The 12,696-nt window shown below is 69.3% G+C and carries 18 protein-coding genes and 3 tRNA genes; 7 read left to right on the forward strand and 14 right to left on the reverse strand.

What is annotated here, in order from left to right; all coding sequences use genetic code 11:
* Positions 1 to 42: 42 nt before the first annotated feature.
* The 13 genes from rpsB to HPS36_RS11320 all read right to left on the reverse strand — a co-directional run bounded on the left by rpsB (position 43) and on the right by HPS36_RS11320 (position 6,261).
* Entirely contained in the window at positions 43 to 855 is an 813-nt protein-coding gene (gene rpsB, locus HPS36_RS11260; RefSeq protein WP_137715886.1) for a 30S ribosomal protein S2, read from the reverse strand.
* Between the two features lie 16 nt (positions 856 to 871).
* Positions 872 to 2,074 (reverse strand): phosphopyruvate hydratase, encoded by a 1,203-nt coding sequence (eno, locus tag HPS36_RS11265; RefSeq protein ID WP_173230209.1) that lies wholly within the window; start codon positions 2,072 to 2,074, stop codon positions 872 to 874.
* Positions 2,074 to 2,250, reverse strand: coding sequence for a DNA-directed RNA polymerase subunit K (locus HPS36_RS11270; RefSeq protein WP_006628057.1), 177 nt, complete (start codon positions 2,248 to 2,250; stop codon positions 2,074 to 2,076). The genes eno and HPS36_RS11270 overlap by 1 nt, the downstream gene beginning before the upstream one ends.
* Before the next feature lie 2 nt (positions 2,251 to 2,252).
* Positions 2,253 to 2,447, reverse strand: coding sequence for a DNA-directed RNA polymerase subunit N (locus HPS36_RS11275; RefSeq protein ID WP_006628058.1), 195 nt, complete (start codon positions 2,445 to 2,447; stop codon positions 2,253 to 2,255).
* A 12-nt stretch (positions 2,448 to 2,459) separates the two neighbouring features.
* Complete coding sequence (locus tag HPS36_RS11280; RefSeq protein ID WP_053771101.1) at positions 2,460 to 2,858, reverse strand: 30S ribosomal protein S9; 399 nt, start codon at positions 2,856 to 2,858, stop codon at positions 2,460 to 2,462.
* Positions 2,852 to 3,301, reverse strand: a complete 450-nt coding sequence (locus HPS36_RS11285) for a 50S ribosomal protein L13 (RefSeq protein ID WP_121562528.1) — start codon at positions 3,299 to 3,301, stop codon at positions 2,852 to 2,854. Before HPS36_RS11285 ends, HPS36_RS11280 begins: the two co-directional genes overlap by 7 nt.
* Positions 3,298 to 3,651 (reverse strand): 50S ribosomal protein L18e, encoded by a 354-nt coding sequence (locus tag HPS36_RS11290; RefSeq protein WP_006112315.1) that lies wholly within the window; start codon positions 3,649 to 3,651, stop codon positions 3,298 to 3,300. Before HPS36_RS11290 ends, HPS36_RS11285 begins: the two co-directional genes overlap by 4 nt.
* 39 nt (positions 3,652 to 3,690) lie before the next feature.
* Positions 3,691 to 3,775, reverse strand: a tRNA-Leu gene (locus HPS36_RS11295).
* Between the two features lie 149 nt (positions 3,776 to 3,924).
* Positions 3,925 to 4,677: a DNA-directed RNA polymerase subunit D gene (locus tag HPS36_RS11300; protein ID WP_053771104.1), complete on the reverse strand. Its 753-nt coding sequence runs from the start codon at positions 4,675 to 4,677 to the stop codon at positions 3,925 to 3,927.
* A gap of 1 nt (position 4,678) precedes the next feature.
* Positions 4,679 to 5,068, reverse strand: a complete 390-nt coding sequence (locus HPS36_RS11305; RefSeq protein WP_004046448.1) for a 30S ribosomal protein S11 — start codon at positions 5,066 to 5,068, stop codon at positions 4,679 to 4,681.
* Positions 5,069 to 5,074: 6 nt separating this feature from the next.
* Complete coding sequence (locus tag HPS36_RS11310) at positions 5,075 to 5,602, reverse strand: 30S ribosomal protein S4 (RefSeq protein WP_121562527.1); 528 nt, start codon at positions 5,600 to 5,602, stop codon at positions 5,075 to 5,077.
* The gene (locus HPS36_RS11315) at positions 5,599 to 6,120 is read right to left on the reverse strand and encodes a 30S ribosomal protein S13 (protein ID WP_053771106.1); all 522 of its coding nucleotides are present in this window, start codon (positions 6,118 to 6,120) and stop codon (positions 5,599 to 5,601) included. Before HPS36_RS11315 ends, HPS36_RS11310 begins: the two co-directional genes overlap by 4 nt.
* Positions 6,121 to 6,175: 55 nt before the next feature.
* Positions 6,176 to 6,261 (reverse strand) — tRNA-Ser (locus HPS36_RS11320).
* 228 nt (positions 6,262 to 6,489) lie between these two features.
* Between HPS36_RS11320 and HPS36_RS11325 the strand changes: the two genes are divergently transcribed.
* From HPS36_RS11325 to HPS36_RS11350, 6 genes are all read left to right on the forward strand, one after another.
* Positions 6,490 to 7,530: a zinc-binding dehydrogenase gene (locus HPS36_RS11325; protein WP_173230210.1), complete on the forward strand. Its 1,041-nt coding sequence runs from the start codon at positions 6,490 to 6,492 to the stop codon at positions 7,528 to 7,530.
* Positions 7,520 to 7,885, forward strand: coding sequence for a hypothetical protein (locus tag HPS36_RS11330; RefSeq protein ID WP_137715889.1), 366 nt, complete (start codon positions 7,520 to 7,522; stop codon positions 7,883 to 7,885). Before HPS36_RS11325 ends, HPS36_RS11330 begins: the two co-directional genes overlap by 11 nt.
* 86 nt (positions 7,886 to 7,971) lie before the next feature.
* Positions 7,972 to 8,550 (forward strand): (d)CMP kinase, encoded by a 579-nt coding sequence (gene cmk, locus HPS36_RS11335; protein ID WP_173230211.1) that lies wholly within the window; start codon positions 7,972 to 7,974, stop codon positions 8,548 to 8,550.
* Between the two features lie 19 nt (positions 8,551 to 8,569).
* Positions 8,570 to 9,568, forward strand: coding sequence for an RNA-guided pseudouridylation complex pseudouridine synthase subunit Cbf5 (locus HPS36_RS11340; protein WP_173230212.1), 999 nt, complete (start codon positions 8,570 to 8,572; stop codon positions 9,566 to 9,568).
* 22 nt (positions 9,569 to 9,590) lie between these two features.
* The gene (locus tag HPS36_RS11345) at positions 9,591 to 10,820 is read left to right on the forward strand and encodes a succinylglutamate desuccinylase/aspartoacylase family protein (protein WP_173230213.1); all 1,230 of its coding nucleotides are present in this window, start codon (positions 9,591 to 9,593) and stop codon (positions 10,818 to 10,820) included.
* Positions 10,821 to 10,866: 46 nt separating this feature from the next.
* Positions 10,867 to 10,937, forward strand: a tRNA-Pro gene (locus HPS36_RS11350).
* A 209-nt stretch (positions 10,938 to 11,146) separates the two neighbouring features.
* Here HPS36_RS11350 and HPS36_RS11355 read toward each other — a convergent pair.
* Positions 11,147 to 11,785, reverse strand: a complete 639-nt coding sequence (locus HPS36_RS11355; RefSeq protein WP_173230214.1) for a helix-turn-helix domain-containing protein — start codon at positions 11,783 to 11,785, stop codon at positions 11,147 to 11,149.
* Between the two features lie 76 nt (positions 11,786 to 11,861).
* Between HPS36_RS11355 and HPS36_RS11360 the strand changes: the two genes are divergently transcribed.
* Entirely contained in the window at positions 11,862 to 12,692 is an 831-nt protein-coding gene (locus HPS36_RS11360) for a hypothetical protein (RefSeq protein ID WP_235681699.1), read from the forward strand.
* Positions 12,693 to 12,696: the final 4 nt, after the last annotated feature.

Genomic DNA, 12,696 nt, shown 5'->3' on the forward strand with positions numbered 1-12,696 from the left:
GGCGACAGAACGAAACGAAAGTGGACTCGAAAACCGACCGCGTTAGAGTTCGTCCTCGAAGTCTTCGAGGGCGAACACGGTGTCGGCGCCGCGGCGGTCGAGCGTCTCGTTGGCGAGGAGCCAGTAGACCACCGACAGCGCGCGGCGACCCTTGTTGTTCGTCGGGATGACGAGGTCGACGTTCGACAGCTGGTTGTTGGAGTCGCACATCGCGATGACCGGGATGCCGACGGTGATGGCCTCCTTGACGGCCTGCGCGTCACCGATCGGGTCGGTGACGACGACGACGTCCGGCTCGATGTAGCCGGCGTAGTCGGGGTTCGTCAGCGTGCCCGGGATGAAGCGCCCGGTGCGGGCGCGGGCGCCGATGGCGTCCGCGAACTTCTCGGCCGGGAACCGGCCGTACTGCCGCGAGGACGTGACCAGGATCTGCTCCGGGTCGTAGCTCTCGAGGAAGTCCGCGGCCGTGCGGATCCGCTCGTCGGTCAGGCTCACGTCGAGGACGTACAGCCCGTCGTCGCGGACGCGGTGGATGAACCGCTCCATGTCCTTCGTCTTCTGCTGGGTCCCGATGTGGACACCGGCGGAGAGGTAGTCCTCGACGGGGATCAGCAGGTCGACGTCGTCGTCGGGCATGACGTCGTCGTCGAACGGGGAGGCCTCTTCTTCGTCCTCCTCGGCGGCCTCGCTCTCGGCGTCGGCCGGCGCCCCAGTTTCGGCGTCAGCGGACGCCCCCTCGGCGCCCGCGTCGGCGGTCGGTTCCTCGGTCGTGTCGGCCTCCTCCTCGACCCCCGCGTCGACCGCCTCGGTCTCCGCGTCGTCGTCGAGTTCGACCGCGTCGTTGTCTTCGCTCATGCGTGGTGTGGGCCCGTCATACCGCGTCGTCCGCGATGCGGACCAGTTCGTTCAGCTTGGCGGTGCGCTCGCCGCCGACCGTGCCGGTCTTGATGTAGCCGGCGTCGGTCGCCACGGCGAGGTGTGCGATGGTCGCGTCCTCGGTCTCGCCCGAGCGGTGCGAGATGACCGTCTCGTACCCGTTGCGGGCGGCGAGTTCGACGGCGTCGAACGCGTCCGACAGCGTCCCGATCTGGTTCGGCTTGATCAGGATGCTGTTGGCCGCGCCCGCGTCGATCCCGTCCTGGAGCCGCTCGACGTTGGTGACGAACAGGTCGTCGCCGCAGATCAGCGTCCGGTCGCCGACCCGGTCGGTCAGCTCCGCGAACGCCTCGTAGTCGTTCTCGTCGAGCGGGTCCTCGACGTACGCGAGGTCGTACTCGTCGACGAGGCCGGCGACGTACTCGATCTGCTCGTCGGCCGACTTCGTCTCGTCGCCGTAGACGTACGCCTCGGCGTCGTCGTCGTACAGCTCCGCGGCGGCCATGTCGAGCCCGAAGCGGATCTCGAAGCCGACCTCCTCCTCGACCCGGTCGACCGCCTCGTCGACGACCTCGAACGCCTCCGCGTCCGAGATGGGGGGCGCCCACGCGCCCTCGTCGCCCTTCGCCGCGGGCACGCCGCGCTCGTCGAGCACGTCCGCGACCGCCGCGTGGACCGCGGCGTTCGCGAAGACGGCCTCCGAGACGCTCGGCGCCCCGACGGGGGCCGCGAGGAACTCCTGGATGTGGGTCGCCTCCTTGGCGTGTTCCCCGCCGCCGACGACGTTGCCGAGCGGAACGGGGAAGTTCTCGCCGCGGAACGCGCCGCCGAGGTGCTGGTACAGCGGCGCGCCCAACACGTCGGCGGCCGCCTTCGCCGCCGCCATCGAGATGGCGACCGCGCTGTTGGCGCCGATGGCGGAGAAGTCGTCCGTCCCGTCGGCGGCGCGCAAGGCGTTGTCGACCGCGCGCTGGTCGCCCGCGAAGACGCCTTCGAGGCGCGGCACCGCGTGCTCGCGGGCCTTCGCGATGGACTCGCTCGCGGGCAGTTCGATCGCCTCGTACTCGCCCGTCGAGGCCCCGCTGGGGGCCGCGCCGCGGCCGAAGCCGCCGGACTCGGTGAGCACGTCGGCCTCGACCGTCGGGTTCCCGCGCGAGTCGAGGACGCGGCGGAGCGAGACGCTGGTGATCCGCGTCATCAGCTCTCCCTCCGGACCGTGAACGGGAGCGCGCCCGCGTCGTACTCCTCCGCGGCGACGAGGATGGGCTCCGTCTGGTCCGTGTCGATCAGCACGGGCGCCCCGTAGGACACCTGTAGCGCTCGCGCGCCGAGGATGCGTGCCTTCTCGTATCGATTGTATCGCTGTCCTGACATGGTTACTGGTACGGCGAGACGACGTCGACCAGGTCGCGGTGGCTGACCAGCATGCGCCGGCAGCAGTGCCGGTCGACCCCGAGGTCGTCGAGCACCTCGCCGGGGTCCTCGTCGCCCTCGCGAGCCCGCTCTTTGAACTCTTCCCAGTGTTCACCCACGACGTTGCCGCACGTGAAACACCGGACCGGGATCATCATGACTGGATCACCTCAGCGGTAGGACTTCTGGTAGCGAGCGCGCGCGCCGGGTCCGCCCCACTTCTTGGGTTCGGACTGGCGCACGTCGTTGACCAGCAGGGTGCGGTCGAAGTTCATGTACGCGTCGCGCAGCTCGGCGTCGCCGAGGTGCTGGACGAGGCCGCGGGCGATCGCGGTCCGCGCCGCGTCCGCCTGGCCGCTGAAGCCGCCGCCCTCGACGTCGATGTCGATGTCGACGCCCTCGCGGAGCTCCTCGCCCGCGATGCGGAACGGTTCCAGCATCTTGAGCCGCGCCTGTTCCGGTTCGACCAGCTCGACTGGCTGGGAGTTGATGCGCACGCGACCCTCGCCCTCGCGCACGGTGGCGCGGGCGACGGCCGTCTTCTTCTTGCCTGAGGTGTTCGTTACCATGTGACGTTGGCTCCCAGAGACTCGGAGATGTCCCCGAGCGTCGTGAATTTGATGTTCGAGAGGCGGTCGAGCGAGGTGCCGTCGAGGACGACGCTCTCGACGTCCTCGTCGCGCTCGTAGGGGTTCCCGACGTACACGCGCACGTTCGAGAACGCCTCGCGGCCGTCCTCCGACTTGTACGGCAGCATGCCGCGGATGGCGCGCTTGAAGATCCGGTCCGGGCGCTTGGGGTAGTACGGCCCGCTGTCCGAGCCGAGCTCCGCGCGCTTGTGGTACGTCTCCATCGTCGCCTCCTCGTTGCCGGTGATGACGGCGCGCTCGGCGTTGACGACGGCGACGGTCTCCCCGGCGAGGGCGCGCTGCGCGACCTCGGAGGAGACGCGACCGAGGATACAGTCGCGGGCGTCGACCACGACGTCCGCGTCGATCTTCGCGAGACTCATCGGATCACCCGCACGTCGCTTCCTTCGGGGTTCTGTTCGATGAACTGTTCCAGCGTCACCGCTTCGCCGGCCTGGTCGATCTTCGTCCGGGCGGTCCCGGAGAAATCGACGGCGGCGACGGTGACGTTCGTTTCGAGCACACCGCTGCCCAGCACCTTGCCGGGGACGACGACCGTCTCGTCTTCCTGAGCGTACCGCTCGATGCGGCCCAGGTTGACCTCAGCGTGCGTGCGCCGTGGCTTCTCCAGTCGGTCGGCGACGTCCTGCCACACGTTGGCACCGGAGTCACGCGAGACCGACTTCAGATCGGCGATGAGGTTCTGTAGTTTCGGGTTCGTCTTGCTACTCATAGCTGTCCCTCCTGAACGGAGAGTTCGTGGAAAACGGAGTGCAGGGAGCAGGATTTGAACCTGCGGACCTCTACAGGACAGCGCCCTGAACGCTGCGCCGTTGGCCTGACTTGGCTATCCCTGCGTGCACTCCACCGTATTCCGGCTCCCTTCAAACCACTTTCGGTCCCGCCGTCCGCCGCGTCGGCCGCGGGCGCTCCGGCGGTCGGAGCGGCGCCGCGGCTGTCGGCGGGGGCGACGGTCAGGGTGTTGGTTCGAAGGGCCGTCATTTCCTTAGACTGCGACTTTCGTCTGTAGTTCGTCCGCGCGCTCCTCGATGGAGTCGATGGCGCGGAGCAGCAGTTCCTCGACGTCGAACGAGCCGTCCGTCTCGATGTGGAAGACGAACGCGCCCGGCACGTCCTCGACCGCGACCTCCTTCCCGGGGAACCGTTCCGAGAGGTCGTTGTCGAACTCGTCCGTGAGCTCGATGTCGCCCTCGGGCGTCTCGATGACGCCGCGGAGGATGTTCGGCTCGTCGTCGTCGAACTCGCCCCGGTCGCCCTCGACCGTGACGCGCTGGAGGTGGCGGTAGCCGACGGAGACGCCGCCCTGGTGTTTGGCGTGCTCCTTGCCGGTGTCGAGGACCGCGTCGGCCTCGAACTCCAACCGCTGTCCCTCCTTCAGCTCGATGATCGGGACGTTCTCGTCGGCGACCTCGACGAGCGGGTCGCTGCTCTCGATGTCGCCGGAGTACGCCGTCGCCGGGCCTTCGACGTCGAGCGCGAGGGTGACCTCGTCGCCGAGTTCGAAGTCGTCGAGCGGCGTCGTCAGGGGCACGAGCCCCAGACGCAGGCCGATCATCTCGTCGAACATGACCGAGGAGTTCTCGACGAACCGAACGGTGTCGATCGAGAACGTCGGGACGTCGGCGATCATCGCACGGCGGATGCCGTTGGCGAACGCCGGCGTGAGCCCGCGGATCAGCACCCGCGCGCTGCGTTCGTCCCGTTCGACGTACTGGACGTCGAATTCGTCTTCGGTCATGTCAGACTCGCTTGTTCTTCGGCGCCTTCGTCCCGTCGTGCGGGATCGGCGTGACGTCCTCGATGCGCCCGATCTCGACGCCCGCACGCGAGAGCGCGCGGATCGTCGCCTGCGCACCGGGACCGGTGGACTTGTTGAGGTTGCCGCCGGGACCGCGCACGCGAACGTGCACGCCCTCCAGACCGGCGTCCTTGACGCGCTCGGCGACGACCTCCGCCATCTGCATGGCGGCGTACGGCGACGCCTCGTCGCGGTTCTGCTTCACCACGGTGCCGCCGGACGACTTGGCGATCGTCTCGGCGCCCGTCTCGTCGGTGACCGTGATGAGCGTGTTGTTGAACGACGCGTACACGTGGGCGATGCCCCACTTTCCGTCCTCGGATTCACTCATGGTTGGTTACTCCTGTGACTCCGCGCGCTCGGGGTGGAGATCGTCCGCGAGCGGGCTCGTCTCGTCGAAGGCGATGGCGCCTTCGTCGTCGACGTCCACCTTCACCGACGGGCGCGTGACGCGGGCGCCGTTGACGGTGATGTGGCCGTGGACGATGAACTGGCGGGCCTGCTGGGTCGAGGAGGCGAAGCCCTGTCGGTAGACGACCGTCTGGAGGCGACGCTCCAGGAGGTCGGTCACGTCGAGCGACAGGACCGTCGAGATGTCGTCGTTGTCGCCGAGGATGCCGATGCGGCGGAGCCGGGTGACGAACTCCGCGCCGGCGTCCTGGGCGGCCTCGACGTCGCCCTGCGCCTCGCCGAGCAGCCGTCGGGCCTCCCGACGCATGTTACGCAGCTCGGACTGGGCGCGCCAGAACTCCTCTTTGTTCTTCAGGCCGTACCGCGAGAGGAGGTCGGACTCCTCGGCGATGCGCTCGCCCTGGTACGGGTGGTTCGGCGTCTCGTAGCCCTTGGTGTTCTTTCCGGTGCTCATTCGTCGTCACCGCCTTCGTCGTCCGCCATCTCCTCGCGGATCTCCTCGACGTTGACCCCGATGGTCCCCTCCGAGCGACCCGTGGACTTAGTGCGCTGGCCGCGGACCTTCTGCCCGCGCTTGTGGCGCACGCCCTTGTACGATTCGATGACCTTCATCCGGTTGATGTCGTGACGGCGCTTCTCGCTGACGTCGGTGCCGACGAGGTGCGTCGTCTCTCCGGTGAAGAAGTCGTTCTGTCGGTTCGTCATCCACGACGGGACGTGGTCTTCGAGGTTCTCGGCGATGTCGACCACCGCGTCGATGTCCTCCTCGTCGAGGAGCCCGAACGTGGCGTTGCGGTCCACGTCGGCCTTCTCGGCGACCAGCCGCGCCGTGCGCGTGCCGATGCCGTCGAGTTCGGACAGGCTTCGCTCGACCGTCTTCGTCCCGTCGAGGTCCGCGCCCCCGATCCGAACGAAGTACTGGAGGTCTTCCTCCTCCTCCGGCGAGTCGTCCTGTGATTCTTCCGTGCTCATGTGTTGGTTGTGGTGAGCCCTACCGACGCGAATCGGCGGTACTCGTCCGTTCGAGCGTTGCGGCGGGGATTCGAACCCCGGAGGCAGTGACGCCACAGAGTTAGCAACCCTGCGCCTTGGGCCAGGCTTGGCTACCGCAACCCGCGTTGTATCATCGCCCTTGCGGACTCGGGGCCCGACGCCCCTGCAGTTCGTGCGTTCGTATGCTCCCGCTTTCGGTACTTAAACATCACGAAACGGTCGGGTCGCTGTGGGCCACTCGCACGGTCGGTGCGCGCGCAGTCCCGTGTATTCGCGGTCGCGACGAGAGGGTGATCGCCCGCTTCCGTGAAGCGTACTGTTTAGTGGGTCCCGCGGGAGGGTCCGGGCATGAAGGCCGTTCAGTTCGACGACCACGGCGACCGCGACGTGATCGAGTACGGCGAGTTCCCCGACCCGGAGCCGGACCGCGGCGAGGTCCTCGTCGACGTGAAGGCCGGCGCGTTGAACCACCTCGACATCTGGACGCGACGCGGGATGCCCGGCATCGACCTGGAGATGCCGCACATCCCCGGCAGCGACGCGGCGGGCGTCGTCGAGGCCGTCGGCGAGGGCGTGACGCGCTTCGAGCCGGGCGACCGCGTCGCCGTGAGCGCCGGCGTCTCCTGCGGGGACTGCGAGTTCTGTCGCAACGGCGAGGAGTCGCTGTGCGTCTCCTTCCACATCATCGGCGAGCACGTCCGCGGCGTCCACGCGGAGAAGGCGACGGTGCCAGCCGCGAACCTCATCCCGGTCCCGTCCGGCGTCGACTGGGAGGTCGCCGGCTCCGCGTCGCTCGTCTTCCAGACCGCGTGGCGCATGCTCCAGACGCGCGCCGACATCGAGGCCGGCGAGAAGGTGCTCGTCTTGGGCGCCTCCGGCGGCGTCGGCCACGCGGCGGTCCAGATCGCCGACCACGCGGGCTGTGAGGTGTACGCGACCGCCTCCTCCGAGGAGAAGCTCTCGCACGCCGAGGCGTGCGGCGCCGACCACGTCATCGACTACGAGGCGAACGACTTCGCCGAGGAGATCACCGCGCTCACCGGTAAGCGCGGCGTCGACGTGGTCGTCGACCACGTCGGCGAGGCCACCTACCCCGACTCGCTGAAGTCGATGGCGAAAGGCGGCCGGCTCGTCACCTGCGGGGCCACGACCGGCCCGAACCCGGGCGCCGGGCTCAACCGCATCTTCTGGAACCAACTGTCCGTCATCGGCTCCACGATGGCGACCCCCGGCGAGGTCGACGACGTGCTGGAACTCGTCTGGGACGGCACCTTCGAGCCCCGCGTCCGCGAGGTCCTCCCGATGACCGAGGCCGCGCGCGCACACGAGATGATCGAGAACCGTGAGGGCTTTGGCAAAGTGGTGGTAAAGCCGGACAGTGAGCTCTGAGACCGACGCCGGCGCGGACGCGACCGCCGACGGCACCACCGACGGCGGCTACGTCCACGTCCCGGGCACCGACGACGGCGCCGACGCGACCGACAGCGACGGCGCCGGCGGCCCGACCGCCGCCGACGAGCCCGCGGCCGACGGTTTCGGCCGCAAGGGGTGGGCGCTGACGGCGGCGATATTCACCTGCGCGCTCGTCATCCCCGGGATCATCTACGTCTACCCGTACGCCGCGGGCTGGTTCGGTCTCCCCTTCTTCGCGACCTACCTCGCGCTCCCGCTCGTCCCCGCGCTCCTCCTCGGCCTCGTCGCGGTCTGGTCGATGACGGCCGCGACGGCCGACGACGAGCCCTGACCGAGCGGGGCCGGATTGCCCGCGAACGGACGGCCCCGCCGCGGCCGAACGACAACCGTTTTGAACGACACCCGCGCAGTGGTGATATGTTGATCACCGTCTCCGGCCCGCCCGGCAGCGGGAAGAGCACTAACGCCGTCCAACTGGCGGACGCGCTCGGCCTCGGACACGTCTCCGGCGGCGACATCTTCCGCGAAATGGCGGCCGAACGCGACATGACGCCCGTGGAGTTCAACGAGTTCGCCGAGGAGGACCCCCAGATCGACCGCGACCTCGACCGCCGGCTCCGCGAGATCGCCGTCGAGCGCGACGACGTGGTCCTCGAATCGCGGCTCGCTGGGTGGCTCGCGGCCGACCACGCCGACTTCCGGTTCTGGTTCGACGCGCCGCTGTCGGTCCGGGCCGAGCGCATCGCGGAGCGCGAGGCGAAGCCGGTCGACCGCGCGCGGACGGAGACGGAGCGCCGCGAGGCCTCCGAGCGCAAGCGGTACCGGGAGTACTACAACATCGACATCGAGGACCTCTCGATCTACGACGCCGCGTACAACACCGCCCGCTGGGGCCCCGAACCGTTCCTCGACGTCCTCGTCGCGACCGTCGAGGCGTACGACCCCGAGGACGACGAGGGGAAATCGCCCGTCGAGGGCGTCGTGTACGACTTCTGAGACCGTACTCCGCCTCCGCATGACAGACGCCTCAGACTCCGACGCCGACGCTCCCGCCGACGGGCAGGACCCGCTTCGGGCGCCGCCCGGCGAGCGCTCGGTGCCGGAACTGCTCCGGTTCGGCGTCGTCAACCTCGACAAGCCCGCCGGCCCCTCATCGCATCAGGTGTCGGCGTGGGTGCGCGACGCGATAGACGAAACGCTCGCCGCGCTCGACCCGGGCGGTCCTCCCACCGGCGGCGTCGCTCACTCCGGCACGCTCGACCCGAAGGTCACCGGTTGCCTCCCCACGCTGACCGGGGACGCGACGCGCATGGCGCAGGTGTTCCTCGAAGGCGCGAAGGAGTACGTCGCGGTGCTGGAGCTCCACGGGCCTCCGCCGGCGGACTTCCGCGAGGTGGCTGCGGAGTTCGAGAGCGAGATATACCAGAAGCCGCCGCAAAAGAGCGCCGTGAGCCGTCGGCTCCGCACCCGGACGGTCCACGACCTCGACGTGCTGGAGGTCGCCGACCGTCAGGCGCTCCTCCGGATCCGCTGTGAGTCGGGGACGTACGTCCGGAAGCTCTGTCACGACCTCGGGCTCGCGACGGGGGTCGGCGCGCACATGGGGCACCTCCGGCGGACCGCCACCGACCCGTTCGACGACCGCGACCTCCGCCCGCTCCAGGACCTCGTGGACGCGCTCGCGTGGGCTGAGGACGGCGACGACGCGCTCCTCCGCGAGGTGGTCCGTCCCGCCGAGGACGCCCTGACGCACCTCCCGGCGGTGACGGTCGCGCGGTCGGCCGCGCGCAGCGTCGCGACCGGCGCGCCGGTGTACGCGCCCGGGGTGATCGACGCGGACGACGCGGCGGTCCCCGGCACGGTCAGCGGTCGGGAGACCGACGCCGAAGAGGGGGACACCCCCCTCGTCGCGTGTTTCACCCCGGACGGCACCGCGATCTGTCTCGGGCGAGTCGTCGGCGACCCGAGCGCAGACGGCGGGAAGGTCGTCGACTTAGAGCGCGTTCTTTTATAAGTCAGCCACGCCGGGTTCGGGTATGGACGAGCCGGACGCGGACGGAGAGGCGGACGGACGGATAACGCTCGGGAGCGCGAGCGCCGCGCCGGGGACGCTCAACAGGGGACAGCTCCCGGTCGCGAACCTGCCGACCGGCGGCTCGGAACGGCTCCCGGTCGTCGTCGCGAACGGCGCCACTGACGGGCCCACGCTGTGGCTCACGGGCGGCGTCCACGGCGACGAGGCGACGGGCGTCGCGGTCGTCCAGGACGCGGTCGCCGCCCTCGGCGACCGCCTCGCCGACCTCGCCGGCGCGGTGGTGGCGGTGCCCGTGGTCTCGCCGGCCGGACTGCGACGGAACGCACGGGAGACGTACTACGCCGACGAGGATCCGAACCGCCACTTCCCGGACGCGGACGCCGAGTCGGCCCGCCCGCCGAAGCTCCAGGAGCGGATCGACGCCCGGCTGTACGCCGCGATCACCGGCCGAGCAGTCGACGGCAACGACGAATTCCCGGCCGGCACCGACGCATTCGCGGGCGACGCGACCGCGGACCCCGTTGACTCCGTCGGGACGAACACGGCCGCGGACGCGCTGATCGACTGTCACACCGCGGGGGTCGGCAGCGAGCCCTTCGTCATCCGCGACCGCGTCCTATACGGCGACCGCCGCGACGAGTCCGAGGCGGCCGCGCTCTCCGCCGAACTCGGTCGGCTCGTCGAGGCGTTCGGCCTCCCGGTCGTGCGCGAGTACCCCGCGGCCGAGTACGTCGAGGAGAACCTCCAGCGCTCGACCGCGGGGGCCGTGCTCAACGAGGCCGGTATCCCGGCGTTCACGGCCGAACTCGGCGCGCACAGCGTCGTCGACGACGCCCTCCTCGACGCGGGCGTCGCGGGCGTGGTCGGCGTCGCGGTCGAGATGGGGCTGCTGCCCCCCGGCGACGCGCCCGAGTCGGTCGGCGACCCCGGCGTCGGCGTCGATCCCGCGCCGGTCGATTTCCCCGTGCGACGATTCCGCGGACCGGCGACGGACGCGGCCGGACTCGTCCGCCACCGCGTCGACGCCGGCGACGCGTTCGGCGAGGGCGACGCGCTCGCCGACGTGGTCGACGCAGCGGGAACGACGCGCGCGGCGGTCCGCGCTGACCGCGACGGCTACGTCCTCGGCCGGTGCGAGGGGCTGGCCGTCTACGAGGGCGACCCGATCGGGAGCCTCGCAGTCCGGGACGACGGCGACCTCGTGGCGTCGCGGGACGCCGCCGACGAGTGAAGCGAAGTCCTTAATTACCGGACCGCCGTTCATCTGCGTGTAGTCAGGGACCGTGGGGTAGTGGTATCCTATGCGGATGGGGTCCGTATGACCTGAGTTCGACTCTCAGCGGTCCCATACGGAATTTTACACGAGGCGTCCGAAACCGGCTAGACTGGCCGCTATTACGGTCATTTGGTGTGACAGTGACCCGCCCGGTTCACCCGTCAGTTACGTCCGTCGAGGACGCGGGAGACGACGTTCGGAGTCGGGTCAGACACGCGAGCAGTCAGACGACCGAGCGCGTCTACGACCACCTCGGTCGAGTGGTCCTTCGGGGGCTATCGTCAGCTGTTGGCGGTCACGTCGGTCAGGTACCACGCAATAAGCCGCGCCTGTGCCCGGCGGACGATGCCCGACGCGGTCGACTTGTCCACGCCGACCACGTCGGCGAGGTCCGCCAGGGTACACTCTCTCGGGACCTCGAAGTATCCCTCTCTGAGGCCGGCGGCGAGGAGCTCCTCCTGTCGTCGTGTGAGGAGTCGGTCCGACCGCTTCTTGTCCACCTTCGAGAGGAGTTCGTACTCGGTACCGCTCGATTCCAGCGCGTTCCGGAGCTGGTCGAACTCCTCGCGAGTACCGGTTATGTCGAACTCATAGAACCCGTTCCGAACTTCGATCGGAAACTCAGGCGGGAACCCTCCGGACTCGACGAAGGCGTAGAGGTCGACGTCGGTCGTCTCGTACGTCGCGAGGAGCCGGTCGTCGGTGCGTTCCAACACCTCGTACGCGTCGACCGCCCCGTGTTCGCGAAACGCCGCTGCGATCGACCCGGGAGTCCGAGTCAGCACCTCTCCGAGTTCCGTCGCGGTGGCGCCGCTGCGGACGCCGGACAGTAGACGAAAGGTCGCGTCGGGGAACGCCTCCGACAGGTCGGCGATGTACAGGTCCGGCGGGAGGCGAATGCGGAATCGGGCGTCGATCATGCTGGGTACTGCCGCTTCGGACAGATACCAACACGTTGGGGTCATTCACACATGAATCGCCCGGCAACACTGTAGTATGAACTCCGAGTCGGCCGCTACGGCCACGAGCGGACGGGCGACGCTGCGGACGATCACCGGACCGATCGGAGAGCTGTGGTGCCGCGATCCGGTTTTGTCCGCCGTGGCCGCGATCAACGCCGTCCTGTTCGGTGCCTTCGCCGTCGGCACCGTCTTGGACCCGACGGTCGTCAACGGGGAGCCGGCGTGGCTCAAGCCGACGAAGTTCGCCGGTTCGATCGCGCTCGTGTGCGCGACGCTCGGCTGGCTCGGCGTCCATCTCCCGGTCGACCCGGACTTTCGCCGCCGCGTCTCCCGGATCGTCGGCGTCGGTCTCCTCATCGAAATCGTCCTTATCGGCGGACAGGCCGCGCGCGGCGTCGGTTCCCACTTCAATCGAGCAACGATCCTCGACGGGGCGATCGGGGGCATCATGGGCGTTACAATCGTCATCGTCACCGTCGCGATCGCCGCGCTGGCGGTCCGCGCGCGCGGCAACGAGTTCGATGTCCATCCGGCGTTCGCCGCGGGCATCCTCCTCGGGATCGGGTGGTTCGTCGTCGGCGCGTTCGAGGGGGCGGCGATGATCGCGATCCAGTCCCGGGTCGTCGAGACGACGGAGCCGACGGTCCCGGTCGTCGGCTGGCAGCTCGTCGGCGACTTCCGTCTGGCACACTTCGTCGGCCTCCACGCCCTCCAGCTGTTGCCGCTGGCCGGCTACCTCGCGGCAGTTGGACACCGTCGAGGACTCGTCGACTATCCGCGACGCGTGGTCTACCTCGTCACTACCGGGTACGTCGCGGTCCTTCTCGTGACCGCCGCCCTCGGCGTCGCCCCGGCCCTCATGTGACGAG

Origin of the sequence: Halorubrum salinarum, from assembly GCF_013267195.1 — an archaeon.
Lineage (GTDB): Archaea > Halobacteriota > Halobacteria > Halobacteriales > Haloferacaceae > Halorubrum > Halorubrum salinarum.

Bases quoted from the DNA above. Each gene is read 5' to 3' on its own strand.
- rpsB (WP_137715886.1), bottom strand. From the start codon at position 855: ATGAGCGAAGACAACGACGCGGTCGAACTCGACGACGACGCGGAGACC.
- eno (WP_173230209.1), bottom strand. From the start codon at position 2,074: ATGACGCGGATCACCAGCGTCTCGCTCCGCCGCGTCCTCGACTCGCGC.
- HPS36_RS11270 (WP_006628057.1), bottom strand. From the start codon at position 2,250: ATGTCAGGACAGCGATACAATCGATACGAGAAGGCACGCATCCTCGGC.
- HPS36_RS11275 (WP_006628058.1), bottom strand. From the start codon at position 2,447: ATGATGATCCCGGTCCGGTGTTTCACGTGCGGCAACGTCGTGGGTGAA.
- HPS36_RS11280 (WP_053771101.1), bottom strand. From the start codon at position 2,858: ATGGTAACGAACACCTCAGGCAAGAAGAAGACGGCCGTCGCCCGCGCC.
- HPS36_RS11285 (WP_121562528.1), bottom strand. From the start codon at position 3,301: ATGAGTCTCGCGAAGATCGACGCGGACGTCGTGGTCGACGCCCGCGAC.
- HPS36_RS11290 (WP_006112315.1), bottom strand. From the start codon at position 3,651: ATGAGTAGCAAGACGAACCCGAAACTACAGAACCTCATCGCCGATCTG.
- HPS36_RS11300 (WP_053771104.1), bottom strand. From the start codon at position 4,677: ATGACCGAAGACGAATTCGACGTCCAGTACGTCGAACGGGACGAACGC.
- HPS36_RS11305 (WP_004046448.1), bottom strand. From the start codon at position 5,068: ATGAGTGAATCCGAGGACGGAAAGTGGGGCATCGCCCACGTGTACGCG.
- HPS36_RS11310 (WP_121562527.1), bottom strand. From the start codon at position 5,602: ATGAGCACCGGAAAGAACACCAAGGGCTACGAGACGCCGAACCACCCG.
- HPS36_RS11315 (WP_053771106.1), bottom strand. From the start codon at position 6,120: ATGAGCACGGAAGAATCACAGGACGACTCGCCGGAGGAGGAGGAAGAC.
- HPS36_RS11325 (WP_173230210.1), top strand. From the start codon at position 6,490: ATGAAGGCCGTTCAGTTCGACGACCACGGCGACCGCGACGTGATCGAG.
- cmk (WP_173230211.1), top strand. From the start codon at position 7,972: ATGTTGATCACCGTCTCCGGCCCGCCCGGCAGCGGGAAGAGCACTAAC.
- HPS36_RS11340 (WP_173230212.1), top strand. From the start codon at position 8,570: ATGACAGACGCCTCAGACTCCGACGCCGACGCTCCCGCCGACGGGCAG.
- HPS36_RS11345 (WP_173230213.1), top strand. From the start codon at position 9,591: ATGGACGAGCCGGACGCGGACGGAGAGGCGGACGGACGGATAACGCTC.
- HPS36_RS11355 (WP_173230214.1), bottom strand. From the start codon at position 11,785: ATGATCGACGCCCGATTCCGCATTCGCCTCCCGCCGGACCTGTACATC.
- HPS36_RS11360 (WP_235681699.1), top strand. From the start codon at position 11,862: ATGAACTCCGAGTCGGCCGCTACGGCCACGAGCGGACGGGCGACGCTG.